24 protein-coding genes are annotated in these 25,392 nt (G+C 72.4%); 12 read left to right on the plus strand and 12 right to left on the minus strand.

Annotation, left to right across the window (positions count from 1 at the left end; all coding sequences use genetic code 11):
• Positions 1 to 59: 59 nt before the first annotated feature.
• Entirely contained in the window at positions 60 to 1,532 is a 1,473-nt protein-coding gene (locus ACFYYJ_RS33160; protein ID WP_389137849.1) for a diaminobutyrate--2-oxoglutarate transaminase family protein, read from the minus strand.
• A gap of 200 nt (positions 1,533 to 1,732) precedes the next feature.
• Between ACFYYJ_RS33160 and ACFYYJ_RS33165 the strand changes: the two genes are divergently transcribed.
• Positions 1,733 to 2,908 carry a trypsin-like serine peptidase gene (locus tag ACFYYJ_RS33165; protein WP_385125833.1) on the plus strand — a complete coding sequence of 392 codons (1,176 nt, stop codon included), beginning with the start codon at positions 1,733 to 1,735 and terminating at the stop codon, positions 2,906 to 2,908.
• Between the two features lie 127 nt (positions 2,909 to 3,035).
• Here ACFYYJ_RS33165 and hflX read toward each other — a convergent pair whose 3' ends face one another.
• The 6 genes from hflX to miaA all read right to left on the minus strand — a co-directional run bounded on the left by hflX (position 3,036) and on the right by miaA (position 11,009).
• Entirely contained in the window at positions 3,036 to 4,541 is a 1,506-nt protein-coding gene (gene hflX, locus ACFYYJ_RS33170; protein WP_385125835.1) for a GTPase HflX, read from the minus strand.
• A 134-nt stretch (positions 4,542 to 4,675) separates the two neighbouring features.
• The gene (locus tag ACFYYJ_RS33175; RefSeq protein ID WP_389137852.1) at positions 4,676 to 6,118 is read right to left on the minus strand and encodes a M1 family metallopeptidase; all 1,443 of its coding nucleotides are present in this window, start codon (positions 6,116 to 6,118) and stop codon (positions 4,676 to 4,678) included.
• A gap of 114 nt (positions 6,119 to 6,232) precedes the next feature.
• The gene (locus ACFYYJ_RS33180) at positions 6,233 to 8,311 is read right to left on the minus strand and encodes a RelA/SpoT family protein (RefSeq protein ID WP_385365767.1); all 2,079 of its coding nucleotides are present in this window, start codon (positions 8,309 to 8,311) and stop codon (positions 6,233 to 6,235) included.
• A 140-nt stretch (positions 8,312 to 8,451) separates the two neighbouring features.
• Positions 8,452 to 9,327: a diaminopimelate epimerase gene (gene dapF, locus ACFYYJ_RS33185; RefSeq protein ID WP_385125840.1), complete on the minus strand. Its 876-nt coding sequence runs from the start codon at positions 9,325 to 9,327 to the stop codon at positions 8,452 to 8,454.
• A gap of 63 nt (positions 9,328 to 9,390) precedes the next feature.
• On the minus strand, positions 9,391 to 9,945 hold the full coding sequence (locus ACFYYJ_RS33190) for a hypothetical protein (RefSeq protein ID WP_385125841.1): 555 nt from the start codon (positions 9,943 to 9,945) through the stop codon (positions 9,391 to 9,393).
• Between the two features lie 125 nt (positions 9,946 to 10,070).
• On the minus strand, positions 10,071 to 11,009 hold the full coding sequence (gene miaA, locus ACFYYJ_RS33195; RefSeq protein WP_385365766.1) for a tRNA (adenosine(37)-N6)-dimethylallyltransferase MiaA: 939 nt from the start codon (positions 11,007 to 11,009) through the stop codon (positions 10,071 to 10,073).
• A gap of 252 nt (positions 11,010 to 11,261) precedes the next feature.
• Between miaA and ACFYYJ_RS33200 the strand changes: the two genes are divergently transcribed.
• Both ACFYYJ_RS33200 and ACFYYJ_RS33205 read left to right on the plus strand, forming a co-directional pair.
• Complete coding sequence (locus ACFYYJ_RS33200; protein ID WP_389137855.1) at positions 11,262 to 11,450, plus strand: gliding motility protein; 189 nt, start codon at positions 11,262 to 11,264, stop codon at positions 11,448 to 11,450.
• Between the two features lie 23 nt (positions 11,451 to 11,473).
• Entirely contained in the window at positions 11,474 to 11,722 is a 249-nt protein-coding gene (locus ACFYYJ_RS33205) for an antitoxin (protein ID WP_384579719.1), read from the plus strand.
• A 79-nt stretch (positions 11,723 to 11,801) separates the two neighbouring features.
• Here the strand turns inward: ACFYYJ_RS33205 and ACFYYJ_RS33210 are convergent, their stop codons facing one another.
• Positions 11,802 to 12,512, minus strand: coding sequence for a class III extradiol dioxygenase subunit B-like domain-containing protein (locus ACFYYJ_RS33210; RefSeq protein ID WP_385125845.1), 711 nt, complete (start codon positions 12,510 to 12,512; stop codon positions 11,802 to 11,804).
• Positions 12,513 to 12,814: 302 nt separating this feature from the next.
• On the minus strand, positions 12,815 to 14,335 hold the full coding sequence (miaB, locus tag ACFYYJ_RS33215; RefSeq protein ID WP_385125846.1) for a tRNA (N6-isopentenyl adenosine(37)-C2)-methylthiotransferase MiaB: 1,521 nt from the start codon (positions 14,333 to 14,335) through the stop codon (positions 12,815 to 12,817).
• A gap of 140 nt (positions 14,336 to 14,475) precedes the next feature.
• Between miaB and ACFYYJ_RS33220 the strand changes: the two genes are divergently transcribed.
• Entirely contained in the window at positions 14,476 to 15,471 is a 996-nt protein-coding gene (locus ACFYYJ_RS33220; RefSeq protein ID WP_389137859.1) for a TAXI family TRAP transporter solute-binding subunit, read from the plus strand.
• A gap of 16 nt (positions 15,472 to 15,487) precedes the next feature.
• Here ACFYYJ_RS33220 and ACFYYJ_RS33225 read toward each other — a convergent pair whose 3' ends face one another.
• The 3 genes from ACFYYJ_RS33225 to ACFYYJ_RS33235 all read right to left on the minus strand — a co-directional run bounded on the left by ACFYYJ_RS33225 (position 15,488) and on the right by ACFYYJ_RS33235 (position 18,720).
• Positions 15,488 to 16,453 (minus strand): ROK family protein, encoded by a 966-nt coding sequence (locus tag ACFYYJ_RS33225; protein ID WP_389137897.1) that lies wholly within the window; start codon positions 16,451 to 16,453, stop codon positions 15,488 to 15,490.
• A gap of 125 nt (positions 16,454 to 16,578) precedes the next feature.
• The gene (locus ACFYYJ_RS33230; protein WP_389137861.1) at positions 16,579 to 17,991 is read right to left on the minus strand and encodes an ATP-binding protein; all 1,413 of its coding nucleotides are present in this window, start codon (positions 17,989 to 17,991) and stop codon (positions 16,579 to 16,581) included.
• 12 nt (positions 17,992 to 18,003) lie between these two features.
• Positions 18,004 to 18,720 (minus strand): response regulator transcription factor, encoded by a 717-nt coding sequence (locus ACFYYJ_RS33235; protein WP_389137863.1) that lies wholly within the window; start codon positions 18,718 to 18,720, stop codon positions 18,004 to 18,006.
• 273 nt (positions 18,721 to 18,993) lie between these two features.
• Here ACFYYJ_RS33235 and ACFYYJ_RS33240 point away from each other — a divergent pair, with 273 nt between their 5' ends.
• The 8 genes from ACFYYJ_RS33240 to ACFYYJ_RS33275 all read left to right on the plus strand — a co-directional run bounded on the left by ACFYYJ_RS33240 (position 18,994) and on the right by ACFYYJ_RS33275 (position 25,272).
• Positions 18,994 to 19,779 (plus strand): amino acid ABC transporter ATP-binding protein, encoded by a 786-nt coding sequence (locus tag ACFYYJ_RS33240; RefSeq protein WP_385125850.1) that lies wholly within the window; start codon positions 18,994 to 18,996, stop codon positions 19,777 to 19,779.
• Positions 19,780 to 19,896: 117 nt separating this feature from the next.
• Positions 19,897 to 20,751: a glutamate ABC transporter substrate-binding protein gene (locus ACFYYJ_RS33245; RefSeq protein ID WP_385125851.1), complete on the plus strand. Its 855-nt coding sequence runs from the start codon at positions 19,897 to 19,899 to the stop codon at positions 20,749 to 20,751.
• A gap of 83 nt (positions 20,752 to 20,834) precedes the next feature.
• The gene (locus ACFYYJ_RS33250) at positions 20,835 to 21,509 is read left to right on the plus strand and encodes an amino acid ABC transporter permease (RefSeq protein WP_385125852.1); all 675 of its coding nucleotides are present in this window, start codon (positions 20,835 to 20,837) and stop codon (positions 21,507 to 21,509) included.
• Positions 21,506 to 22,399, plus strand: coding sequence for an amino acid ABC transporter permease (locus tag ACFYYJ_RS33255; protein ID WP_389137867.1), 894 nt, complete (start codon positions 21,506 to 21,508; stop codon positions 22,397 to 22,399). Before ACFYYJ_RS33250 ends, ACFYYJ_RS33255 begins: the two co-directional genes overlap by 4 nt.
• Before the next feature lie 153 nt (positions 22,400 to 22,552).
• A complete protein-coding gene (locus ACFYYJ_RS33260; protein ID WP_389137868.1) occupies positions 22,553 to 24,151 on the plus strand; it encodes an FAD-dependent monooxygenase in 1,599 nt (532 codons plus the stop codon).
• Between the two features lie 32 nt (positions 24,152 to 24,183).
• A complete protein-coding gene (locus tag ACFYYJ_RS33265; RefSeq protein ID WP_311318651.1) occupies positions 24,184 to 24,270 on the plus strand; it encodes a putative leader peptide in 87 nt (28 codons plus the stop codon).
• 79 nt (positions 24,271 to 24,349) lie between these two features.
• On the plus strand, positions 24,350 to 24,886 hold the full coding sequence (locus ACFYYJ_RS33270; protein ID WP_385125856.1) for a cysteine dioxygenase: 537 nt from the start codon (positions 24,350 to 24,352) through the stop codon (positions 24,884 to 24,886).
• On the plus strand, positions 24,883 to 25,272 hold the full coding sequence (locus ACFYYJ_RS33275; RefSeq protein WP_385125858.1) for a rhodanese-like domain-containing protein: 390 nt from the start codon (positions 24,883 to 24,885) through the stop codon (positions 25,270 to 25,272). Before ACFYYJ_RS33270 ends, ACFYYJ_RS33275 begins: the two co-directional genes overlap by 4 nt.
• Positions 25,273 to 25,392 lie beyond the last annotated feature (120 nt).

Genomic DNA, 25,392 nt, shown 5'->3' on the forward strand with positions numbered 1-25,392 from the left:
GGGCCGGGGGTCGGTGTGGAAGGGTGCGCGTCGGGCATCGCGGGTCCTCGGGGTACGGGTCAGTGGGCGCGGCGGGCGGCTGCCGGGATGGCGTCGGCCAGGCGGTCGAGGACCGCCCCGGCCTGCTCGTCGGTCAGGGTCAGCGGGGGTAGCAGACGGACGACGGCGGAATGGCGGCCACCGAGTTCGACGATCAGCCCGCGGTCCAGGCACTCCTGGCGGACGGCGGCGGCGAGGGCGGGGGCGCTGTCCCCGGTCTCGGGGTCGACGAGTTCGACGCCGATCATCAGACCCCGGCCCCGTACGTCCCCGATGCAGGGGTGGTCGGCGGCGAGCCCCCGCAGGGCCGTGAGCATCCGTTCGCCCAGGGATGCGGCGCGCTCGGCCAGCCGGTTCTCGCGGACGTAGGCGAGGGTGGCGGTGCCGGCCGCCATGGCCAGCTGGTTTCCGCGGAAGGTACCCGCGTGTGCTCCGGGGGCCCAGACGTCGAGACCTGCCCGGTACACGATCACCGCGAGGGGCAGGCTGCCACCGATCGCCTTGGACAGGACCAGGACGTCGGGCACCACCCCGGCGTGGTCCACTCCCCAGAAGGCGCCGGTCCGGCCGACGCCCGTCTGCACCTCGTCGGCGATCAGCGGGATCCCCCGCGCCTCGGTGATCTCGCGCATCCGCCGCAGCCAGGCGTCGGGTGCCGGGAGGACACCGCCTTCGCCCTGGACGGGTTCGACGATCATCCCGGCGGGTGCGGGGGCCCCGCCCTTGGGATCGTCCAGGAGGTTCTCCGTCCAGCGGGCGCCGAGTTCCGCCCCCTCGGAGCCGCCGACGCCGAACGGGCAGCGGAAGTCCTGCGGGTACGGCAGCCGGGTCACCCGTACGTCCGCGGCTCCGCCCGACGCGTCCAGTGCCCCGGCGGTCATCCCGTGGTAGGCCCCGGTGAAGGCGAGCAGCCCGGAGCGCCCGGTGGCGGTGCGGACCAGTTTGAGGGCCGCCTCCACGGCGTCCGTGCCGGCCGGCCCGCAGAACTGGATCCGGGCGTCGGCGGCCAGCGCGGGCGGCAGGTTGGCGAACAGCTCGGTGGTGAATGCGTCCTTGACCGGCGTCGCGAGGTCCAGCACGTGCAGCGGGGCCCCGGAGTCGAGTACGCCGCGCACGGCTTCGAGCACCACGGGGTGGTTGTGCCCGAGGGCGAGGGTGCCGGCGCCGGAGAGGCAGTCGAGGTAGCGCCTCCCGTCGGCGCCCTCGATGGTCAGCCCACGGGCCCGCACCGGGACGATGGGCAGGGAGCGCGCGTACGTCCGTGCGGCGGACTCCCGTTGGGACTGCCTGCGCAGGATCCCGGAAGCGGAGACGGTGGCGCCGGAGACAGGGGTTCCGGCCGCACCGGGCGTGCCGGGTCGTCGTCCCCGGCTCGTCTGGGACGGTACCTGTGCCTCGGCGTCGGCAGCTGCGGCTGCCGCGGTCGGCTCGGTCAAAGCCACGAGTGTCGGACCTCCCGCACTGATTGCTCTTCCGGATTGCGCCTCGAACATGAACGCTGCTCCCCCATCCCCCGTACGTACCAACGACGGTGACGCCGACGGATCACGGGTGGGCGCAAGATCCTTGCCCGGCGGCGGCGGAGACACCGTCCGGGCCAGGAACCACGACCCCGGCTGTGCCGTCCCCAACCTCGGCGGCATAGTGGGTTGCTGCACTCGACGCCTCGAATCCACCAGGGGGACGAACCGACATGCGACCGAACCGACCGGTCACCGCGATGCTGTGCGCGGCCGCGCTCGCGCTGACCGCCGCCGCGTGCGGCCCCGGCGACGACCAGGCCGGCGGCGACGCCAAGCCGACCGTGACACAGGCCAGTCCGGTCCCGGGCTCGGGCGGGCTCAAGATCCCCGACCAGCTCAAGGACAAGCTCAAGGAACACGGCATCGACATGGAGAAGTGGAAGGGGGGTGCGTGGAAGAACTGGAAGAAGGAGGACTGGCTCCGCGAGGCGGGCGACTACATCAACCCGATCATCGAGGGCCTCTGGGACCCCGACCGCATGCGTGACGCCGAGCAGCCGAAGCAGCCTGCCGTCGACCCGGACGCGGGCAAGGACCAGGGCGTGACCGACCCGACCCCGGCCGCGGTGACGGCCAAGGCCGCGAACCCGCCCTACCACCAGAGCGTTCCGTCGTCCGGCAAGGTCTTCTTCGACGGGCCCGAGGGTTCGATGGTCTGCTCGGCGACCGTGGTCAAGGACCCGGCGCACCCCGGCAAGTCCAACTTGGTCTGGACCGCGGGCCACTGCGTGCACGCGGGCAAGGCCGGTGGCTGGTACCGCAACATCGCGTTCGTGCCGTCCTACAACAACGCGGGCAAGCCGACGGCGCAGCTGAAGGGCGCGCCCCGCGAGCAGGTGGCCCCGTACGGCGTGTGGTGGAGCGACTGGGCGCAGACCTCCGACCAGTGGATCGCCACGGGCGGTCCGACGGGCGGCGCGGGTGCTCCGTTCGACTTCGCGGTGCTGCACGTGACTCCCGAGCAGGGCGGCGGCAAGTCCCTGGAGGAGATGGTCGGTTCGGCGCTTCCGGTGGAGTTCAACGCTCCGGCCGTGCCGAAGGTCGCGAGCATCACGGCGACCGGCTACCCGGCGGCGCCCCCCTTCGACGGCCAGAAGGCCTACCAGTGCGCGGACAAGCCGGGCCGGCTCTCGCTGAACGCGAACGACCCGGTGATGTACCGCATCGGCTGCACGATGACCGGTGGCGCCTCCGGCGGCGGCTGGGTCGCGGCGGGCGCCGACGGCAAGCCGGCGCTGGTGTCGAACACCTCGATCGGCCCGTCGAAGGCGGGTTGGCTGGCCGGTCCCCGGCTGGGGCCCGAGGCGAAGGGTGTCTTCGACGCCGTGAGCGGCAAGTTCAAGTAGACCCCGCCCGGACAGGTCGGGGCCGCGCGGCCCGGTCCACGTGGGCGTGAGCGAATGGCCGAGGGCCCCCCGCATGATGCAGGGGGCCCTCGGTCGTTCAGCGCGTCGGACCGGCGTCCGGGCGGGTTCAGCTCTTCGCGAGTACGTACGGAGCCAGGTCCGCCGCCAGTTCCTGGTGGACGCGGGCCTTCAGCAGGGTGCCCTCCGCGGTGTGCTCCTCGGAGATCACCTCGCCCTCGGCGTGCGCCTTGGCCACCAGCGAGCCGAGCGTGTAGGGCACCAGGGCCTCCACCTCGACCTCGGGCCGCGGCAGCTCGGCGTCGATGAGCGCGAGCAGCTCGTCGATGCCGATGCCGGTCCGCGCCGAGACGGCGATGGAGTGCCGCTCGATCCGCAGCAGACGCTGCAGGACGAGCGGATCCGCCGCGTCCGCCTTGTTGATCACGACGATCTCGGGCACGTTGACCGCGCCGACCTCGCGGATCACCTCGCGCACCGCCGCCAGCTGCTCCTCCGGCGCCGGGTGCGAGCCGTCCACGATGTGCAGGATGAGGTCGGAGTCTCCGACCTCCTCCATCGTGGAGCGGAACGCCTCGACGAGGTGGTGGGGCAGGTGCCGGACGAAGCCGACCGTGTCGGCCAGGGTGTAGACCCGGCCGCTCGGCGTCTCGGCCCGGCGCACGGTCGGGTCGAGGGTGGCGAACAGCGCGTTCTCCACCAGTACGCCCGCGCCCGTGAGGCGGTTGAGCAGGGAGGACTTGCCGGCGTTGGTGTAGCCGGCGATGGCGACCGAGGGCACCTTGTTGCGACGTCGTTCCTGTCGCTTGATGTCGCGGCCGGTCTTCATCTCCGCGATCTCCCGGCGCATCTTCGCCATCTTCTCGCGGATCCGGCGCCGGTCGGTCTCGATCTTGGTCTCACCGGGGCCTCGGGTGGCCATGCCGCCACCGCCGCCGCCACCCATCTGCCGGGACAGCGACTGACCCCAGCCTCGCAGTCGCGGCAGCATGTACTGCATCTGCGCGAGCGCGACCTGCGCCTTGCCCTCTCGGGACTTGGCGTGCTGGGCGAAGATGTCGAGGATGAGGGCGGTCCGGTCGACCACCTTCACCTTGACGACGTCTTCGAGGGCGATGAGCTGGCCGGGGCTGAGCTCGCCGTCGCACACGACGGTGTCGGCGCCGCTCTCCATGACGATGTCACGCAGTTCGCGCGCCTTGCCCGAGCCGATGAAGGTGGCCGGGTCCGGCTTGTCACGGCGCTGGATCACGCCGTCGAGTACGAGAGCACCCGCCGTCTCGGCGAGCGCCGCGAGCTCCGCGAGGGAGTTCTCCGCGTCGTTCACCGTGCCGGAGGTCCAGACACCGACGAGTACGACGCGCTCCAGGCGGAGCTGTCGGTACTCGACCTCGGTGACGTCTTCGAGTTCGGTGGAGAGGCCGGCCACGCGGCGCAGGGCCGCGCGCTCGGAGCGTTCGAACTGCTCGCCGTCCCGGTCTCCGTCGATCTCGTGGCTCCAGGCGACGTCCTCTTCCATCAGGGCATCGGCCCGAAGGCTCTCGGTGAAGCTCTGCGAGTCCCGCACGTCCCGTGCGTCCCGCTCGTCCTGGGAAGGGGAAGAAGAGGAGGTCATTGGATCCTTACGTCGATTCGAATAGCAGTGTCACGCCCGCCAGGGGACACGTTAGCTGTCACGTCCAACGTGTCGCACCGCCCGGGGATTCCCCGGAGGGACCCGTCGATGGTGACATGCCCGTTCGGCACGGGTCACACGCTTTTCCCGCTCCAGTCCGGGTGTCCCGGCATCGCCGGGGTCGTCTTCCCGTACAGCCACGGCTGCAGGAAGGACGTGAGGTCCCGGCCCGCCTCCTGCGAGGCCAGGCGTACGAAGTCCTCGGTGCCCGCGACGGAGTCCCGGTGTTCCGCCACCCAGCGCCGCTCGACCCGGTCGAAGGCCTGGACGCCGATCTCCTGGCGCAGGGCGTAGAGGATCAGCGCGGCGCCGTCGTAGACCACCGGGCGGAACAGGCCGATCTTCTCGCCGGGGGCGGCGGCCTTCGGGGCGGCCGGGGGCCCTCCCGCGGCCCGCCACTGGTCGGAGCGGGTGTACGCCTCGCGCATGCGCCGCTCCAGGGAGTACTTGCCGAGCCCGTCCGCGTACAGGGCCTCGTACCAGGTGGCGTGTCCCTCGTTCAGCCACAGGTCGGACCAGGTCCGGGGGCTGACGCTGTCGCCGAACCACTGGTGGGCGAGTTCGTGGACCATCACGGATTCCACGTACCACTCGGGGTAGCCCTCGCCGGAGAAGAGGCCGTTCTCGAAGAGGGAGAGGGTCTGCGTCTCCAGCTCGAAGCCGGTGGTCGCCCGCGCGATCAGGACCCCGTAGTTCTCGAAGGGGTAGCGACCGACCCGATCCTCCATCCAGGCGATGTGGCCGGCGGTCTTCTTCAGCCAGGGGGCCAGTCGCTCGCGGTCGGCCGCCGGCACCACGTCGCGCAGCGGCAGCCCGTGCGGTCCGGTGCCGTGGACGACCGCGGAACGGCCCACGGAGACCTGGGCCAGCTCGGTGGCCATGGGGTGCCGGGTCCGGTACGTCCAGGTCGTCGCGCCGCCGGCCTGCGGGACGGGCAGCGCGCCGGGCACCCCGTTGGCGACGACCGTTAGCCCCGCCGGGGCGGTGATCCGGAAGGTGAAGTACGCCTTGTCGGCGGGGTGGTCGTTGCAGGGGAAGACCCGGTGGGCGGCGTCCGCCTGGTTGGCCATGGCCAAGCCGTCCGTCGTGGGCACCCAGCCGCCGTCCGCGCGGCCGCGCGGGTCGCTGGTGTGCCGGACGGTGATGTGCAGCGGCACGTGCGCCGCGACGGGGCGCGCGGGGGTCAGCACGAGGTCCTCACCCGCGCTCTCGAACCGGGCCGGTTCCCCGTTGACCTCGACGGACGCCACCTTGCCGTGGGTGAAGTCGAGGTTGATCAGCTCCAGCGGCCGCAGGGCCCGCGCGTCGATGACGGTGACCGCGTCGAGGGGGCTCTTGTTGTCCTTGTACGTGAACGACAGGTCGTACGAGAGCACGTCGTAGCCGGGGTTCCCGAGCTCCGGGAACAGCCGGTCGCCGATGCCGAGCGGCTTCGGCGGGGGCAGGACGGCGGCGACGAGGGTGAGGGAGGCCGCGGAGAGCAGGGCGGCGCGCAGGCGCGGGGAGGTGAGCTGCATCCACCACCGCTTACCAGCGCCCGCCGCGCGACCGCCCGCGACGCGCGACGGGGCCACCCGAACGGGGCCTTCCGGGCCCGCCCGCTGACACGCGGAGGGCCGGGCCACGCCGGCCTAGGCGCGGCTGACGTCGTAGACGCCGGGCACGTCCCGCATCGCCCGCATCAGGGCGGGCAGGCCGGTCGCGTCGGGCAGCTGGAGGGTGTAGCTGTGCCTGACCCGCTGCTCGACCGGGGGTTCCACGGTCGCGGAGACCACCTCGACGCCCTGCCGGGCGATGGCCTCGGTCAGGTCGGCCAGCAGATGGGGGCGGCCGAACGATTCAGCGAGCAGGGTGACCCGGCAGTCGGCGGTGGCCCGCCAGTGCACTGCGACCGAGGTACGTCCCACGGCGCGCATCTGTGCCACCGCCGCGCAGTGGATCCGGTGGACGGTGACGGCCCCGCCTCGGACCACGAATCCGGCGACGGCGTCCGGCGGCACCGGCGTGCAGCAACCGGCGAGCCGTACGGGGGCGTCAGGCAGGTCGGCGACCGCGTTGGCGCCGCCGCCTCGGGCGCCGACCACGGACAGGGGTGCCCGCGCGGCGGAGGTGGTGGACATGGCCCGGTCGGGGTGGGCGTCGAGCCAGCGGCTGATGGCGATCCGGGCGGCCGGGGTCTTCGCGTGGTCGAGCCATTCGGCGGCCGGGCCCGAGGAGGCGTCCTGCGCCAGCAGCAGCTGCACGGTGTCGCCGTCGGAGAGCGGGGAGGAGAGGGAGGTGAGGCGCCCGTTGACCCGGGCGCCGATACAGCCGTGGGCCGCCTCGCCGTGCTGCGCGTAGGCGGCGTCGATACAGCTGGCCCCGGCCGGCAGGCCCAGCGTGCCGCCGTCGGCTCGGAAGACCGTGATCTCCCTGTCCTGGGCGAGCTCCGCCCGGAGCACGCTCCAGAAGGTGTCGGGGTCGGGCGCGGACTGCTGCCAGTCGAGCAGCCGGGACAGCCAGCCGGGGCGTGTCGGGTCGACCCGCTCCTCGTCGGCTTCGGCGGCTTCCGCCTGGGCGGTGGCGTAGGGGTTGCCGAGGGCGACGACGCCCGCCTCCGCGACGCGGTGCATCTGCCGGGTCCGCACGATGACCTCGGCGACGTACCCCTCGGGGGTGGCGACGGCCGTGTGCAGCGACTGGTACAGGTTGAACTTGGGGGCGGCGATGAAGTCCTTGAACTCCGACACGACCGGGGTGAAGCAGGTGTGCAGTTCCCCGAGGACGGCGTAGCAGTCGGCGTTCTCGCCGACGAGGACGAGGACGCGCCCGAAGTCCGAGCCGCGCAGCTCGCCGCGTTTGAGGGCGACGCGGTGGACGGAGACGAAGTGCCGGGGGCGCACCTGTACCTCGGCGGTGATGCCGGCCTCGCGCAGCACGGTCCGTACGGAGTCGGCGATGCCGGGGAGCGGGTCGTTCTCGCCGGCGTGGGCGGCGATGAGCGCGCGGGTGTGCTCGTACTCCTCGGGGTGCAGGATCGCGAAGACGAGGTCTTCCAGTTCGGTCTTGAGGGCCTGGACGCCGAGCCGTTCGGCGAGCGGGATGAGGACGTCGCGGGTGACCTTGGCGATGCGAGCCTGTTTTTCGGGGCGCATCACGCCGAGGGTGCGCATGTTGTGGAGCCGGTCGGCGAGTTTGATGGACATCACGCGGACGTCGTTGCCGGTGGCGACGAGCATCTTGCGGAAGGTCTCGGGTTCGGCGGCGGCGCCGTAGTCGATCTTCTCCACCTTGGTGACGCCGTCGACGATGAAGCAGACCTCGTCGCCGAACTCCTCGCGGACCTGATCGAGGGTCACATCGGTGTCCTCGACGGTGTCGTGGAGGAGAGAGGCCGTCAGGGTCGTTGTCTCGGCGCCGAGTTCGGCGAGGATCAGGGTGACGGCGAGCGGATGTGTGATGTACGGCTCACCGCTTTTTCGCATCTGGCCGCGGTGTGAGGTCTCCGCGAGCAGATACGCCCGCCGCAATACGGACATGTCGGCGTCCGGATGGTGGGCGCGGTGCGCTTCCGCGACGTGCCCGATGGCGTCCGGGAGACGGTCGCGGGACGTCGGCCCGAGGAGCGCGGCTCGGCCGAGCCGGCGCAGATCGAGCCTGGTCCGGCCGCGTCTGCGGAGCTCAGGGCGCACTTCGGGGTGTGCTTCGGGGTTCGTGGCCTCTGCACTCATGGGCACCTCCGGCGGCTTCGACCGGCGGTGGCGGGCATGGGGTGAGCCCTCAGGGCCGGTGCCTGATGTTACCGACCCCACCACGTGGCGCAGTCCACCTCTCGCCGAGCGTGAAACGGATCACCCATTAGAGGGAAGCTTCAGGCGAAAGCCGTTTCGGTGAGCCAGGCCTCGTCGAACTCTCCGGCGGCCACGATGACGGCCGGTCCGGTCATCTCGATCCGCCCGTCGGGGTGTTCGGTGATGACGAGGGTTCCGCCCGGGAGGTCGACGGTGTACGTCGCCGGCTCGCCGGTGGCGGCCGGGTCGGCGCCCTCGCGGCGGATGGCGGCGACGGCCACGGCGCAGGCGCCGGTGCCGCAGGAGCGGGTCTCGCCGGAGCCTCGCTCGTGGACGCGCATGGCGACGTGCCGGGGGCCGCGGTCGACGACGAATTCGACGTTGACACCCGTCGGGTAGGCGGACGCCGGGCTGAAGTCGGGGGCGTCGTACAGCTTCCCGGCGTCGTCGAGGCTTTCAACGAACGCCACCGCGTGCGGGTTCCCCATGTTCACGTTCCGTGCGGGCCAGCTCTTCGCGCCGACGGCGACGGTGACCTCGCCCTCGGGGAGCTCGGCGCGGCCCATGGAGACCGTGACGTCGCCCGCCTTGTCGAGGTGGACGCGCTTGACCCCGCCCCGGGTGGCGACGGCGAGGTCGCCCGCCTCGACGTGGCCCGCGTACTGGAGGTAGCGGGCGAAGACGCGTACGCCGTTGCCGCACATCTCGGCGATGGAGCCGTCGCTGTTGCGGTAGTCCATGAACCACTCCGCCTCGTCGGCCAGGTGGGCCGCCTCGGGGTGCGCGGCGGACCGGACGACGTGCAGGACGCCGTCCGCGCCGATCCCGGCCCGCCGGTCGCACAGCTTCGCGACGGCGGACGCCGGCAGCTCGATGGCGTTGTCCGGGTCCGGGACGATCACGAAGTCGTTCTCGGTGCCGTGGCCCTTGAGGAAGGGGAGGGTGGTCTGCGTCACCCGCCCATCGTACCGATCCGCTGGTCAGGGGCGTCGCCCAGTCCGAGGGACGGGCAGCGGGCGCTAGCGGAGCCGGGCCACCCGGTACACGGCGAGCGCCACGACGGCCAGCGCGACCGCGGCGTACAGGGCGGCCATGCGCCAGTCGGGGCGGCGGCCGCTCCCCCGGGCCGGGAGCCCGGGCCAGCTGTAGCCCACGCGGCGGGCGGCCATCATCCCCCAGCCGCCCGCGCAGCAGCTGATGAGGAATCCGAGCATGGCGACCACGGCTCCGCCGTCGCCGAACTCGAAGGCGAGCGGGAAGGCGAACATGAGCGAACCGGCGGCGGCCAGCACCGCGATGGGGATGATCTGCCACACGCGCAGGCGCCGCTGCGGGCGCAGCTCCACCTCGACCTCGGGCCCGGCGACGGCCTCGGCCTCGGCGGTGTCCGGGGCGTCCGGACCGTCGGGGGTCAGCCGCGCGGGACCCGCGGGCAGCCCGAGGGTGTCGGGGAGCTCCGGGCCGTCGGAACGCCGCGGTCCCTCGATGCCCTCCGCCGAATCGAGAAGCGTCGGGTCCGCTTCCCTCCGGATGTCGTCCCGCCCGGTGTCACGAGGGCCGGCCTCCATCGCCACGCGCCCTCCCCACTCGGATTCAGTACGCCGCCATTCACTGCGGGTGACGCACCCGCCGGAGTTTGATGATGGCACGCCCCCAGGCCCGCTACGGGCCCACGGGGCGTCCCGATGCCATCACGTGATCAGGCTGTGACCGCTCGTTCGACCAACGACTGCGCGAGTCCGGTGAGTTCCCCCCGGTCGGCGACGGCCCCGCTGAGCCAGTGGACGCGCGGGTCGCGCCGGAACCAGGAGTCCTGGCGTCGGGCGAAGCGCTTGGTCGCCCGGACGGTCTCGGCCCTGGCCTCGTCCTCGGTGCACTCGCCGGCGAGCGCGGCGAGCACCTGCTGGTAGCCGAGCGCCCTGGAGGCGGTGATTCCGTCGCGCAGTCCACGGGCCTCCAGCGCGCGGACCTCGTCCACGAGGCCGGCCTCCCACATCCGGTCCACGCGCAGCGCGATCCGCTCGTCGAGCTCCGGCCGGGCCACGTCAACGCCGATCTGGACGGTGTCGTAGACCGACTCGTGGCCGGGCAGGTTGGCGGTGAAGGGGCGGCCGGTGATCTCGATGACCTCCAGAGCGCGCACGATCCGGCGCCCGTTGCTGGGCAGGATCGCCGTGGCGGCGGCCGGGTCCGCCGCGGCGAGTCGGGCGTGCAGGGCGCCGGAACCGCTCACGGCGAGCTCGGCCTCCAGCCGGGCGCGGACCTCGGGGTCGGTGCCGGGGAACTCCATGACGTCCAGGGCGCCCCTGACGTAGAGGCCGGAGCCGCCGACGAGGACGGGGGTGCGGCCCTCGGCGAGCAGTTTGTCGATCTCGGTACGGGCGAGGCGCTGGTACTCGGCCACGTTGGCGGTGTCGGTGACGTCCCAGATGTCGAGGAGGTGGTGCGGGACCCCGCCGCGTTCCTCCGTCGTCAGCTTGGCGGTACCGATGTCCATCCCCCGGTACAGCTGCATGGAGTCGGCGTTGACGACCTCGCCGTCGAAATGGCGGGCCAGGGCGACGCCCAAGTCGGACTTTCCGGCCGCGGTGGGACCGACGACGGCGATGACCCGCTGGGCGGGGGCTGCTTTCCTCACCGCCCCAGTCTCTCAGCCCCCGGTCAAGACGCCGACGCGTACCCGATCGAGCTACGTGACGGAGTGGAGGCGGGGTCGTTGCCCTGGCGTGGTTCGGCCCGGCGGAGGGAGCTGCCGAAGCCCCTGCGGAGGGCCTTGCGGAGGCCTCTGAGCAGGCCCCTGAGGCCAAGGCGGAACTTCGCTCACACGAGTAACGTTATAGGAGGAGAAATGGGCTTTTTCGATCGGCTTTTTCGCCGCAAGGAAGAGGTCGTGACCGAGGAGGTCGCCGCCGAGGCCACGACGGTGGAGTCCGGTGCGGCCGAGGAGGTCGAGGAGAACGGGACCGGGGCCGGGGCGGCCGAAGTGGAAGCTCCGGCGGCGGAGGCCGTGGAGATCCCGAAGCAGCAGTCGGCCGAGCAGGCCGCGGACAGCGAGGCCGGCGAGGGCGCCCGTACGTAGCGACCGCCAATGGAAGGTGCCCCATGGGCCTGCTGGACAATCTGAAGGCCAAGCTCGCGCCGGCGAAGGAGAAGGTCGGCGACCTCGCCCAGAGGAACGAAGGCAAGATCGCCGGAAGTCTGGACAAGATGGCCAAGGCCGTGGACGAGAAGACCCACGGCAAGTACAGCGACCGGATCACGAGCGGGACGGGCAAGGCCAAGGACGCCCTGGGCAAGATCGCGCACAAGGACGCTCCCGGCGGCGGACCGACGCCGCCGACGGCTTCCTGACGCGGTACCGGAAAGGGGCGCGGCACCGGCGACGGCCGGTACCGCGCCCCTTCCTCGTCGGTGTGGTGCCGTACGGGTTTCAGGACCAGGCGGCGACGAAGTACCCCACGCCGTACGGGGCGTCCTCGTACAGCAGTCGCCCGTCCAGGCCCGCGCCCTCGGCGGCGCCGGCCAGCACCTGCCAGGGGGCCCGGCCTGCGGCCTGGAGTTCGGCGGCGAGTGCGGAGTCCATGGCGGCGAGCGCGGCGACGTCGGCGGCGCCGAGCGCGCGGGCGGCGGCCGCGTCGAAGGCGGCGGCCCGCTCGTCGAGGTAGCCGGGGGCCTTCAGGGTCCGCTTGGCGCTGCCGTCACCCATCACGAGCAGCGCGACCCGCTCGTCCCGCGCGGCGAGTTCCCGGCCGGCGCGCAGGCAGTGCGCGGTGTCGTCCAGCGGCTCCGCGACGGCGAACCCCTCCACGGGCGCTGCGCCCCAGCGGGCGTGGCGCAGCAGCCAGGCGCCGACGGCGAGCGGGGCGGGCAGCGTGCGCGGCCCTTCCTCGCCCTCGCCCAGCTGTACGTCGGCCGCGACCCCGAACCCGCGGAAGTTGCCGCGGGCGCCCTGGGGGTAGGGACCGCCGTGGTCGCGGTCGGCGGCCCCGACGACGACGAGCAGGTCGGGCCGGGACGCGGCGAGCACCGACAGCGCGTCGGAGCAGGCGGTACGGGCGTCACCGAGTTCGGCGGCGGCCCCCGCGGCGACCTCCGGCACGAGCAGCGGCGGGGCGGGGCAGACTGCAGCGGCTACGAGCATGATCCGCAGCCTATCGCCAAGCGGGGGCGGGCCATGGGGGTCCTTCGTGCGGGGCGGCTCGCGCCGGGCCGCTCGCGCGGTGCGGGTGAGGGTGCGCGGGCCGGGTGCCGGTTCAGGACTCGGGGCTCCGCCCCGGACCCCGCGCCTCAAACGCCGGCGGGGCTGGAATTGCCCCGCGGCTGCGTATGCGGCACGAGGCAGGGGCGGAGCCCGGAAAGGGCTGAGTGCCGGCGCCGGCACGGGCAGGGCCCGGGAAGTGCCGGCGCGGGCGTTGGGTGGGGTGCGCCGGCACTCGGGGCGGCTCAGCCCTGCGGTGCCGCGCACCCCGACGTGGCTGCCGGGAGGGGGGCCGGGATGCCCAGGGTCGGGATGCCCAGCATGACGCCCGCCGGCTGGGCCGGGGCGGCGTTGCGCTTCTCCCAGGCGTCGCCGGCGCGGGTGCGCCGTACGGCCGTGGTCGGGCCCTCGGCCAGCAGGTGGTGCGGGGCCGCGTAGGTGATGTCCACGGTGACCACGTCACCCGGGCGGACCTCCGCCTCCGGCTTCGTGAAGTGCACCAGGCGGTTGTCGGCGGCGCGGCCGGACAGGCGGTGCGTGGCGCCGTCCTTGCGGCCCTCGCCCTCCGCGACCATGACCTCCAGGGTGCGGCCGACCTGCTTCTTGTTCTCCTCCCAGGAGATCTCCTCCTGAAGGGCGACCAGACGCATGTAGCGGTCCTGGACGACCTCCTTGGGGATCTGCCCCTCCATCTCGGCGGCCGGGGTGCCGGGGCGCTTGGAGTACTGGAAGGTGAAGGCGCTGGCGAAGCGGGCCTCGCGGACCACGTGCATCGTCTGCTGGAAGTCCTCCTCCGTCTCGCCGGGGAAGCCCACGATGATGTCCGTGGAGATCGCGGCGTGCGGGATGGCGGCGCGGACCTTCTCGATGATCCCGAGGAACCGCTCCTGCCGGTAGGACCGGCGCATCGCGCGCAGGATCGGGTCCGAGCCGGACTGGAGCGGCATGTGCAGCTGCGGCATCACGTTCGGCGTCTCGGCCATGGCGGCGATGACGTCGTCGGTGAAGTCCTTCGGGTGCGGGGAGGTGAAGCGGACCCGCTCCAGGCCCTCGATCTCGCCGCAGGCCCGCAGCAGCTTGCCGAAGGCTTCGCGGTCGCCGAGGTCGGAGCCGTACGCGTTCACGTTCTGGCCGAGCAGGGTGATCTCGGAGACGCCCTCGCCGACCAAGGCCTCCACCTCGGCGAGGATGTCGCCGGGGCGGCGGTCCTCCTCCTTGCCGCGCAGCGCCGGGACGATGCAGAAGGTGCAGGTGTTGTTGCAGCCGACGGAGATGGAGACCCAGGCCGCGTACGCGGACTCGCGACGGGTCGGGAGCGTCGACGGGAACGCCTCCAGCGACTCGGCGATCTCGACCTGCGCCTCCTCCTGGATACGGGCGCGCTCCAGCAGCACGGGGAGCTTGCCGATGTTGTGCGTACCGAAGACGACGTCGACCCAGGGGGCCTTCTTGACGATCGTCTCGCGGTCCTTCTGGGCGAGGCAGCCGCCGACGGCGATCTGCATCCCGGGACGCTTCGTCTTCATCGGGGCCAGCCGGCCGAGGTTGCCGTAGAGCTTGTTGTCGGCGTTCTCGCGGACCGCGCAGGTGTTGAAGACCACGACGTCGGCGTCGCCGTCGGAGCCCTCGGGCGCCCGGACGTACCCGGCGTCCTCCAGCAGACCGGAGAGCCGCTCCGAGTCGTGCACGTTCATCTGGCACCCGTAGGTGCGCACCTCGTAGCTTCGCTTCACGTCCACTGCCTGGCTCCGGTCGCTGCTGGTCATGCATCAAGGGTAGGCGGTGCCGGAGAGCCCTCCGCCCCGCCGTGGGGCAGGGCCGGGGACGGGGGCGAAGCGTCGCAGGCCGGGGCGGGTGAGGAGGCCGGGGCGTGACAGGGCGGCGGGCGGGTGGCAGGATCGCCGGCATGCCTCTCGTACCGCCCCGGATCAGCAGGCGCCACGCCCTGCGGGTCCTGGTGGCCGTACTCGCCGTGCTCGGAGTCCTGCTCTGGTGGCTGCGGCCTTTCGGGGAGCCCGAGCTCAAGGGCGAACTGACCTTCAGCACCGGGGTCAAGAACGGGGTCTACCACCGCTACGGAGAACTGCTGGACCAGGCGCTCAAGCAGGACATGCCCGGGGTGAAGGTGCGGCTGGAGACCAGCGAGGGCTCGCAGCAGAACCTCCAGCGGGTGGCCACGGGTGAGGCGGACTTCACCGTGGCGACGGCCGACGCGGTCGCCAAGTACCGGCTCGACGGGAAGCCCGGCGCCGCCTACCTGCGCGGATGTGCCCGCCTCTACGACGACTACGTGCAGCTGGTGGTGCCGGCCGGCTCACCGGTGCAGTCGGCGCGCGACCTGCGGGGCAAGCGGGTCGCGGTCGGCCAGCCCGGTTCCGGGGTGCGGCTGATCTCGGAGCGGCTGCTGGCGGCGGCGAAGCTGGACCCGGCCCGCGACATCACGGCCTTGTCCATCGGCATCGACACGATGCCGGCCGAGCTGGAGGCCGGGCGGATCGACGCCTTCTTCTGGTCCGGCGGCCTGCCGACCAACTCGGTACGCGAGCTGTCGGAGCGCTTCGAGATCCGGCTCGTCCAGCTCGGCGACCTGGTGGAGCAGTTGCAGGGCAGCGGGAGCCCCGCGCGTTACTACCGGGCGGCGGTGATGCCGCAGGACGCGTACGCGCGGGCGCGCAACACCAGCGCGGTGGCGACCCTCGCCGTGCCGAACCTGCTGGTCACCACCGAGGGGATGGACCCCGAGCTGACGCGTCAGTTCACCCGCACGGTGATCGACAGCCGTGACGAGATCGGGCACCAGGTGCACGCGGCTCAGCTGGTGGACCTCCGGACGGCGATCTACACCGATCCGCTGGACCTGCACGAGGGCGCCCGCCGGTACTACCGGTCCGTCAAGCCGTAGGCCAGGCCGTCACCGATCAGGACGGCAGCAGCATCGTCGCCGCCGCGGCCGCGCCGATCAGGCCCGCGTGGGTGCCGAGGGTGGCCGGCACCACCTCGAGGTCCCGGACGAAGGACAGGGTCGCGTACGAGGCCAGGTGCCGCCGGATCGGCTCGAAGAGGGTGTCCCCGCTCGCCGCGACCCCGCCGCCGACGACCGCGATGTCCGTCTCGACGAGGGTGGCCGTGGCGGCGATGGCGGCGGCCAAGGCGCGGCCCGCGCGGTCGAAGGCCGCCAGTGCGATCGGGTCCCCGGCCTCGGCGGCGACGGCCACTCCCGCCGCGGAGGCGTCCCCCGCCGGGGTCCAACCCTGGGCCAGCGCCCAGCGGGCGATCGCCGTGCCGGAGGCGATGGACTCCACGCAGCCGCGGCCGCCGCACACGCAGGGCTCGCCGTCGAAGGCCACGCTGATGTGGCCGATGTGACCCGCGTTGCCCGTGGGGCCGGGGTGGAGCTGGTTGTTCAGGACGAGGCCGCCGCCCACGCCCGTGGAGACGACCATGCACATCGCGTTCGCGTGCCCCCGGGCCGCGCCCAGCCAGTGTTCGGCGGCGGTCATCGCCACGCCGTCACCGGCCAGCACCGTCGGCAGCTCGGCCCCGCGCGCCGCGAGTTCCGCCTCGATCCGGGCCTGGACGGGGAACTCCCGCCACGCGCCGATGTTGACCGGGCTGACCGTGCCCCGCGAGGCGTCCACGGGGCCGGCGCTGCCGATCCCGCAGCGGGCCGCCGTGGTCCACAGCGGCGACCGGGACAGCTCCGCGACGACCTCGGTCACCGCCGCCATGACCCCGTCCGCGTCGGTCCCGCGCGGGGTCGGGCGGCGGGTCGTGGCGGTCATGGTGCCGTCGGGGTGCACGAGCGCGCCGGCGATCTTCGTGCCGCCGATGTCGATGGCCACCGTCGGTCCGTCGGCCGCCGCTGCGGCTCGCGCTACGGGCAGGGGGGCGGTGGGGGTGATCACGGTGGCGGCTCCAGGAAGGGGTCGGGATTCAGTATGCGCCGGGCGGCGGCTCCGTACGCCCGCGCGGCCCGGCGCCCGCCCTCCGTCCTCGGTACCCGGCCGGCTCAGCCGCCGTGCGGTTCGGTGCGCGGGACGCTGACCGTCACCCGCAGTCCGTGCGGCGGGTTCGTCTCGTACGCGAGGGTTCCGCCGCCCGCGGCGAGCAGGGCGCGGGAGATGGACAGGCCGAGCCCGGAGCCCTTCACGTTCTGGTGGCGGCCGCTGCGCCAGAACCGGTCGCCCACGCGGAGCAGCTCCTCCTCGGTGAGCCCCGGCCCGCGGTCGGCGACGACCACCCGGACGAAGCTCCCGGCCGCGGCGACCGACACCTCGACCTCCTCGTCCGCGGGCGTGAACTTCAGGGCGTTGTCGATGACGGCGTCCAGGGCGCTGGACAGGGCGACGGGATCCGCCCAGCCGGTGATGGCGGTGCGGCCCGTACCGGTGAGCCGTACGCCCTTCTCCTCGGCGTACGGGCGCCACGCGGTCACCCGTTCGGCCGTGAGCGCGCCGATGTCGGTGAGGCTGATCTCGGCGGAGGCGTGCTCGGCCAGCGCCAGGTCCAGCAGGTCGTCGAGGACCCGGGTCAGGCGCTTGCCCTCGGTCCGCACGGAGGCGATCTCCTCGTTCCCCTCGGGCAGTTCGAGGGCGAGCAGCTCGATCCGCAGGAGCAGCGCCGCGAGCGGGTTGCGCAGCTGGTGGGAGGCGTCGGCGACGAACGCCCGCTGCTGCTCCAGTACCTCTTCGACGTTGTCCGCCATCTCGTTGAACGATCGGGCCAGCCGCTGGAGTTCCGGCGGCCCGCCGGCGGCCGCGACCCTGGACTGCATCCGCCCGGTGGCGATGCCGTGGGCGGCCGCGTCCAGGGTCCGTACGGGCTTGAGCACCCAGCTGGTCAGCCTCAGGGCCGCGCCGAAGGCGAGCAGCATGGCGGCGGCGAGCCCGGCCGCGATGAGCAGCCAGCCCCGCAGGATCCGGCCGCGCATCTGATCGGTGGGTGATTCGGTGGCGACGACCGCGACCACGTCACCGTCGAGGACGACCGGGGAGATGACGAGGAGTTTGCCGTTGGCCTGCCAGGGCCAGACCTGGCCGGGGTCGTGGCTGCGCCGGCCTGCGAGGGCCTCCTCCAAGGCGCGGCGGGCCTCCCCGGTCGCCGGCAGCTGCCACCAGCCGGGCGCCCTGACCATGGCGTTGTCGTCGCGGTAGAAGATGCCGACACGGATGCCGTAGAGCTCCTGGTAGCGGGCCAGTTCGAGTTGGAGGGTGTCGCGCCGCTCGTCGGCGCCGGTGGCCCCGGAGCCCTCGGCGTCGATGACGAACTGGGCGAGGGCCGCGAAGCGGGCGCTGTCGTCGATGCGGTCTACGACCACCCGCTGCTGCTGCGCGGCGGCCAGGCTCACGGCCAGCGGCAGGCCGAGCGCGAGCAGTACGCCCGCCATGAGGACGACGAGCAGCGGGAGCAGTCGGGCGCGCACGGAGGGTGACCGCTAGGGGGCGGCGGGGGTGACGAGTCGGTAGCCCACCCCGCGGACGGTCTCGATGAGTGCGGGCATGCGCAGCTTCGAGCGCAGCGAGGCCACGTGGACCTCCAGGGTGCGCCCGGTCCCCTCCCAGCTGGTGCGCCACACCTCGCTGATGATCTGCTCGCGGCGGAAGACGACCCCGGGCCGCTGGGCGAGCAGGGCCAGGAGGTCGAACTCCTTGCGGGTGAGAGGCACGTCGGCGCCGTCCACGCTGACCCGGCGGGTGGGCAGTTCGATGCTGACGGCGCCGAGGCGGACCAGACCGGGGGTGCCGCCGGCGGCGGCCTCCTCGGCGGCGGCGGTGCCGGTGCGCCGGGCCACCGCGTGGATGCGGGCGAGGAGTTCGCCGGTGTCGTACGGCTTGACCACGTAGTCGTCGGCGCCCATGTTGAGGCCGTGGATGCGGGAGCGCACGTCGGCCCGCGCGGTGACCATGATGACGGGCGTGGCGGTGCGCTTGCGGATCTTGCCGCAGACCTCGTAGCCGTCCTGGTCCGGCAGGCCGAGGTCGAGCAAGATCACCCCGTAGGGAGACGCGTGGGGCGGGGCTCCGGCGGGCAACAGCGCCTGTAGCGCCTCTTCGCCGTTGCGGGCATGGGTGACCTGGAAGCCGTGCCGGGCGAGGATCGCGGACAGGGCGGCGGCGACGTGGTCGTCGTCCTCGACGAGCAGCAGTCTCATGTCGTCCCCCTCTCCTTTTCTCGATCTTCACGTTCCGTGAGGGCCACCCTGCATCCCATGCGGATGCGGAGTCCCGCGTCAAGGGGGTTCCGCTCCGGCGCGCCTTCCGTTACCCACCCGGTACGAGCGCACCACCGGTCACACGGGTGCGGCACACGGAGCGTATCCGGGTGAGGCCGGATCGTTATGCTCAATTCTCCCTCAGATGTGATGACGGTGTGCTCGACACGTCACTACTGTCCTGCCAACCGAGGAGGACGGAGCAAGAAGCCGATGAGCGGAGTATCAGTGGCCGAGGACGTGCAGGACGCGGTCCCCGCCGCGGACGACCTGGTCGTACTGAGCAACGTCAACAAGCACTTCGGCGCGCTGCACGTGCTTCAGGACATCGATCTGAGCATTGCCCGCGGTGAGGTGGTCGTGGTGATCGGTCCTTCGGGATCGGGCAAGTCCACGCTGTGCCGGACCATCAACCGCCTGGAGACGATCGACTCCGGCACGATCACGCTGGACGGCAGGGAACTGCCCTCGGAGGGCAAGGAGCTGGCCCGGCTGCGCGCCGACGTCGGCATGGTCTTCCAGTCGTTCAACCTGTTCGCGCACAAGACGGTGCTGCAGAACGTGATGCTCGGCCAGATCAAGGTCCGCAAGACGCCCGCGGCCGCGGCCGAGAAGAAGGCCCGTGAGCTGCTGGACCGCGTGGGTGTCGGCTCGCAGGCCGACAAGTTCCCGTCGCAGCTGTCGGGCGGCCAGCAGCAGCGCGTGGCGATCGCGCGCGCCCTGGCCATGGAGCCGAAGGTGATGCTGTTCGACGAGCCGACCTCGGCTCTCGACCCGGAGATGATCAACGAGGTGCTGGAGGTCATGCAGCAGCTCGCCCGGGAGGGGATGACGATGGTCGTCGTCACGCACGAGATGGGCTTCGCCCGCTCCGCGGCCAACCGGGTTGTCTTCATGGCGGACGGAAAGATCGTCGAAGAGGCCGCCCCCGAGCAGTTCTTCAGCAACCCGCGCAGCGACCGGGCGAAGGACTTCCTGTCCAAGATCCTGCACCACTGAGGGTCTTCTCTGGTAGGCATCCCTAGGCGGATCCCTGCCGGAACAGATCCTGACCGGCCGTCATGCGCCGTTCGCGTCGCTCGTCGTTCAACAACGTCTCATCCGAGGGAAGTTCACATGAAGATCTCCAAGGCCGTTGCGGCCTCGGCCGCGGCCATCGCTCTCGCCCTGACCGCGACCGCCTGTGGCGGCGGCAGCGACAAGGCCGCCAGTGACGGCGGGGCGTCCGGTGGCGCCAAGAAGGACAAGATCGTCATCGGCATCAAGTTCGACCAGCCCGGTCTGGGCCTGAAGACCCCCGACGGCAAGTTCACCGGTTTCGACGTGGACGTCGCGACGTACGTGGCCAAGGAGCTCGGCTACCAGCCCGACCAGATCGAGTTCAAGCAGGCCGTCAGCGCCGAGCGCGAGAACCTGATCAAGAACGGTGACGTGAAGCTGGTCGTCGCGACCTACACGATCAACGACAAGCGCAAGCAGAGCGTCGACTTCGCCGGCCCGTACTTCCTGGCCCACCAGGACCTGCTGGTCCGCGCCGACGACACCTCGATCACCAAGGCCGAGGACCTCAACAAGAAGAAGCTCTGCTCGGTCACCGGCTCGACCTCGGCGCAGAACGTCAAGACCAAGCTGGCCCCCGAGGCCGACCTGCAGCAGCTCCCCGGCTACTCCGAGTGCCTCACCGGCCTGGAGAACAAGGCCGTGGACGCGCTGACCACGGACGACTCGATCCTGGCCGGCTACGCCTCCCAGGACAAGAACAAGGGCAAGTTCAAGCTGACCGGCCTGAAGCTCAGCAACGAGCCCTACGGCATCGGCCTGAAGAAGGGCGACACCGAGCTCCAGACCAAGGTCAACGCCGCCCTCAAGAAGATGGTCGCGGACGGCGCCTGGCAGAAGGCCGTGGACGCCAACTTCGGCCCGGCCGGCTACAAGGCCGAGCCCGCCCCGCAGATCACCGAAGGCAGCTGATTCACCGGTGAGGAGCGTCGCCGCCCGCCTGTCACGGGCGGCGGCGCACCTCGCCGGCCATCCTGGGGAGAGCGCAGGGCATCGTGTTCGATTTTCTTGAGTCCGGGCAGTACGACGTGCTCGGAGCCTTCTGGGTGACGGTTCAGCTCACCCTCTACTCGGCCGTCGGGTCCCTGATCTGGGGTGTCATGCTGGCCGGGATGCGGGTCAGTCCGGTCCCGCTGATGCGGGCCTTCGGCACCGCGTACGTCAATACAGTGCGCAACACCCCGTTGACCCTGCTGGTCCTCGGCTGCTCACTGGGCCTGAGCCAGACCCTGGGCATCAACCTCGGTGGCGACACCTTCAAGGAGACCGGCTTCCGCCTCGCGGTCCTGGGGCTGATCGCCTACACCGGCACGTTCGTCTGCGAGGCGCTGCGCTCGGGCATCAACACCGTGCCCGTGGGCCAGGCCGAGGCCGCCCGTGCGCTGGGCCTGAGCTTCTTCCAGGTGCTCACGCTGATCGTGCTCCCCCAGGCCTTCCGGGCGGTCGTCGGACCGCTCGCCAACGTGCTGATCGCCCTCACCAAGAACACCACGGTGGCGGCAACCATCGGCGTCGCCGAGGCAGCGCTGCTGATGAAGGAAATGCTGGAGAACGAGGCGGACGCGATCTTCGCGGTCTTCGCTGTCTTCGCCTTCGGCTTCGTCGTGCTCACCCTGCCCACCGGCCTGCTGCTGGGCTGGGTGGCCAAGCGAGTGGCGGTGAAGCGATGAGCTCCGTTCTGTACGACACCCCCGGCCCCAAGGCCAAGGTCCGCAACTGGATCTACACCGCCGTCTTCGTGGTGGTCGTTGGGCTGGTCCTGTGGTGGGCCCTGAGCCTGATGGCCGAGAAGGGCCAGCTCGCCGCCGACAAGTGGAGCCCGTTCGTCACCGACAGCGAGATCTGGACGACGTTCCTGCTGCCAGGCCTCGGTGAGACCCTCAAGGCCGGCCTGATCGCCATGGTGATCGCGCTGCCCCTCGGTGCGCTCCTCGGCATCGCCCGGCTCTCCGACCACGCGTGGGTGCGCGTCCCGGTCGGGACGGTCGTGGAGTTCTTCCGCGCCATCCCGGTCCTGATCCTGATGATCTTCAGCTCCGCGCTGTACGTCATGCTCGGCACCGTCAGCTCCGAGGTGCGCCCCCTGTACGCGGTGGTCACCGGCCTGGTCCTGTACAACGCAGCGGTCATCGCCGAGATCGTCCGGGCCGGCATCCTGTCGCTGCCGCGCGGCCAGACCGACGCGGCCAAGGCGATCGGCATGCGCAAGGGCCAGATCATGACGTACGTCCTGGTCCCGCAGGCCGTCACGGCGATGCTGCCCGCCCTCGTCAGCCAGCTCGTGGTGATCCTCAAGGACACCGCGCTCGGCGGTGCCTTCCTCGGCTTCGCCGACCTGATGTCGATGAACCGGCAGATCTCCGCGAACTACAGCAACACCATCGCGACCATGGTCGTGATCGCCCTGATCTACATCGCGGTGAACTTCGCCCTGACCACTCTGGCCTCGTGGCTGGAGAGGCGGCTGCGGCAGTCGAAGAAGGGCACGGGCGCCGTGGTCGAGGCCGACGTGGCCGAGGTCGACGCGGGCGGCGCGGCGGGCGTGGGCAAGGCCCCCTGACGCCCGGTCAGTACACTGGCGTGACATGTGTGGTGCGGCGGGAGTCATCCGTCGCACCACACGGCGTCGTCCCGACCTGTGTCACTTGACGCAGGCACCTCCAGTGGGTTGCATACGTTCTGTGATCACATACCGGACACCGGGAGCCACATCATGGACCCGGTGATCGTCGTCGGCGCGGGCCCCGTCGGGCTGTCCCTGGCCCTCGCCCTGGCCGGCCAGGGCGTGCCCTCCATCGTGCTCGACGAAGGCCCCGGCAAGGAGGAGATCCGCCCCGCGCGCACCGTCGTCCTGCACGCGGACACCGCCGCCATGGCGCACCGGTTGGGGTGTACGACGCTGCGCGACGAAGGGGCGTACTACGCCGCCTGGCGCACCGTGCGCCGGGGCCGGCCCGCCCAGCGGGTCACCTTCGAGGAGCATCCGGCGCCCCTGCACGTGCCGCAGCACGCCCTCACGCGCGGACTGCGCGACTCCGCCGCCGCGCACCCGCTCGTCCAGCTGGTCACCGACAGCAAACTGGACTCCCTGGAGCAGGACGAGCGGGGGATCACCGCGCACACCCGCGGCGCCGAGACCACGTGGTGGCGCGGGAGTCACCTCGTCGGCTGCGACGGCGCCCGCTCCACCGTCCGCAAGCTCCTCGGCATCCGCTTCCCGGGCCGCACCGCCGTGGAACGGCACGCCGTGGCCGCGCTGCGCACCGAACTGCCCTGGCCCGGCGAGGCCCTGCTGCACCGCAACCCGCCCTCCGGCCCCGCCGAGGTCACCTCGCGGCCGCTGGCCGACGGGGTGTGGCGGCTGGACTGGCTGCTCCCGGCCCGCGGCGAACTCGTCACCCCCGACGCGCTGGTGACCCTGATCCGGGACACCCTCGCCGTGTGGTGCGGGGGCACGACTCCCCCGTACGACCTCCTCGACACGGGCGTCCACACCCTGCACCACCGCCTCGCCCGACGCTGGCGCGACGGCCGCGCCTTCCTCGCCGGGGACGCCGCGCACCTGTTGGGCGCGCTCGGCACCCAGGGCGTCGAGGAAGGGCTGCGGGACGCGGAGAACCTGGCCTGGAAGCTGTCCCTGGCCTGGCACCAGGGTGCCTCCGAGGAACTCCTCGACAGTTACGAGGGCGAGCGGCGCACCGCGGTCGCGGCCCGGCTGCGCGCCGCCGACCAGGCGATGCCCACGCTGCGGGCCGGGGGCGCGCTGCGCACCTACCTGCCCGGGGCCGCGCGTTCCGCCGAGACCCTGCTCACCGACGGCCACCTGGGGCGGGGGCCGCTGGGCGCGGAGCCGACGTACTCCCCGCCGATGGCCGTACGGGAGGTCCCGACGGCCACCGAGCCGGGGGGGCCGGTGGCCAACGTCCCGGTGACCGCGCCCGACGGCTCGACGGTGCCGCTGCGCGACCTGCTGGGGCAGGGCCGGCTGCTGGTGGTACTGGTCGCTCCGGGCACCGGGGTCTGGGACCGCCGCCACTGGCTGGGTGCCGGGCTGATGCCGCGGCTCGCGGCGGCGGTGAGCGCCCTGCCGGTCCGGACCGATCTGCTGGTCGCGGACGGCTACCCGGGGGCGCCGGCGCACACCGTGCTCCTCGTACGACCGGACGGGCACCTGGCCGCGACGTTCGCGGGGGTCCGCCCGGCGGAGCTGTACGAGGCGGCGGACGCGGTCCGGGCGGGTGCGCCCGAGGCGCGGCCCGCGCCTCCCCCGGCGACGGCCCCGGCCACAGCGCCGACATCCGTGATCGATTGACCGTTTCCGGGACCGCGTGGTTCACTCGCGGAATGACCGGCAACGACGTACGCCTGTGGCGGAGGGTCCATATGGACCTGCTCCGCTACGCGGGCTGCGTGTGTCGCCCTTCCTGCTGATTCGCCCCACGCCCCTGCGCGCCCCGTGCCGTCCACCGGCCCGCGCGCACTTCCGCGAACCCAGGAACGGTCAACCTCCATGTCTGCACCCGCGTTCTCCCCTGCCCCCACCGTCAATTCCGCCGGTCCCACGGCCGCCGAGCTGCTCGCGTTCGCGCAGCGCACCGCGGCGGACCCGGACGTCGTCGCCTCGCTCCCCCTCGACCCCGAGGGCCGTACCTGGATCCGGCTGGACGGGCCGGGCGGCAGCGAGGCCTGGCTGATCGGCTGGCCGCCGGGCACCGGCACCGGCTGGCACGACCACGCCGAATCGCGGGGCGCGTTCGCCACCGCTCGGGGCCGGCTCACCGAGCACTCGCTGTCCGTACGCCTCCCCTCGGAGGGCTGGCAGTCCCTGCACCTGGCCTCCGGTGTCGACCGCAGCCGACGGCTGGGCGCGGGCGCCGGGCGGGCCTTCGGGGAGCACCACGTGCACGAGGTCCTCAACGAGTCCGCGACCGAGCACGCGATCTCCGTGCACGCGTACTACCCGCCGCTCCCGCTGATCCGCCGCTACAGCCGCAGCGGCCCGGTGCTGCACCTGGAGCAGGTCGAGCGCCCGGCGGACTGGCAGTGAGCGCCCCGGTCGGCATCGACGAGCTGCTGGAGCGGGTCCGGGCGGGCTACACCCGCGTCGACGCGCGGGAGGCGTACGAGGCGTCCCGCGCGGGCGCCCTCCTCGTGGACATCCGCTACCAGGCGCTGCGCGAACGCGACGGCCTGATCCCGGGGGCGCTCGTGGTGGAGCGCAACGAGCTGGAGTGGCGGCTGGACCCGCTGGGCAGCCACCGCGCGGCCGAGGCGACGGGGCACGACCTCCAGGTGGTCGTGATCTGCAACGAGGGCTACGCGTCGAGCCTCGCGGCGGCCTCGTTGCACGCGCTGGGGCTGCGTCGCGCGACGGACCTGGCCGGGGGCTTCCAGGCCTGGCGGGCGGCGGGCCTGCCGGTGTCCCTTCCCTGACGCCCCCTCGGCCGGCCGAGCCGATGCCCGCCCGTGGCCTGGCGGCCGGTTTCGGGTGGTCCGAGCGCGGGGCGGGTACCGCTGCGCGGGGCCGGTCCCCTACCCGCCCTTCCTCCGTTT

Origin of the sequence: Streptomyces sp. NPDC002467 (genome assembly GCF_042889825.1) — a bacterium.
Classification (GTDB): Bacteria; Actinomycetota; Actinomycetes; order Streptomycetales; family Streptomycetaceae; genus Streptomyces.

Bases quoted from the DNA above. Each gene is read 5' to 3' on its own strand.
- ACFYYJ_RS33175 (WP_389137852.1), bottom strand. From the start codon at position 6,118: ATGCAGCTCACCTCCCCGCGCCTGCGCGCCGCCCTGCTCTCCGCGGCC.
- ACFYYJ_RS33240 (WP_385125850.1), top strand. From the start codon at position 18,994: ATGAGCGGAGTATCAGTGGCCGAGGACGTGCAGGACGCGGTCCCCGCC.
- ACFYYJ_RS33265 (WP_311318651.1), top strand. From the start codon at position 24,184: ATGACCGGCAACGACGTACGCCTGTGGCGGAGGGTCCATATGGACCTG.
- ACFYYJ_RS33205 (WP_384579719.1), top strand. From the start codon at position 11,474: ATGGGCCTGCTGGACAATCTGAAGGCCAAGCTCGCGCCGGCGAAGGAG.
- ACFYYJ_RS33270 (WP_385125856.1), top strand. From the start codon at position 24,350: ATGTCTGCACCCGCGTTCTCCCCTGCCCCCACCGTCAATTCCGCCGGT.
- ACFYYJ_RS33255 (WP_389137867.1), top strand. From the start codon at position 21,506: ATGAGCTCCGTTCTGTACGACACCCCCGGCCCCAAGGCCAAGGTCCGC.
- ACFYYJ_RS33220 (WP_389137859.1), top strand. From the start codon at position 14,476: ATGCCTCTCGTACCGCCCCGGATCAGCAGGCGCCACGCCCTGCGGGTC.
- ACFYYJ_RS33260 (WP_389137868.1), top strand. From the start codon at position 22,553: ATGGACCCGGTGATCGTCGTCGGCGCGGGCCCCGTCGGGCTGTCCCTG.
- ACFYYJ_RS33180 (WP_385365767.1), bottom strand. From the start codon at position 8,311: ATGAGTGCAGAGGCCACGAACCCCGAAGCACACCCCGAAGTGCGCCCT.
- ACFYYJ_RS33235 (WP_389137863.1), bottom strand. From the start codon at position 18,720: ATGAGACTGCTGCTCGTCGAGGACGACGACCACGTCGCCGCCGCCCTG.
- ACFYYJ_RS33165 (WP_385125833.1), top strand. From the start codon at position 1,733: ATGCGACCGAACCGACCGGTCACCGCGATGCTGTGCGCGGCCGCGCTC.
- hflX (WP_385125835.1), bottom strand. From the start codon at position 4,541: ATGACCTCCTCTTCTTCCCCTTCCCAGGACGAGCGGGACGCACGGGAC.
- ACFYYJ_RS33160 (WP_389137849.1), bottom strand. From the start codon at position 1,532: ATGTTCGAGGCGCAATCCGGAAGAGCAATCAGTGCGGGAGGTCCGACA.
- ACFYYJ_RS33210 (WP_385125845.1), bottom strand. From the start codon at position 12,512: ATGCTCGTAGCCGCTGCAGTCTGCCCCGCCCCGCCGCTGCTCGTGCCG.
- miaB (WP_385125846.1), bottom strand. From the start codon at position 14,335: ATGACCAGCAGCGACCGGAGCCAGGCAGTGGACGTGAAGCGAAGCTAC.
- ACFYYJ_RS33245 (WP_385125851.1), top strand. From the start codon at position 19,897: ATGAAGATCTCCAAGGCCGTTGCGGCCTCGGCCGCGGCCATCGCTCTC.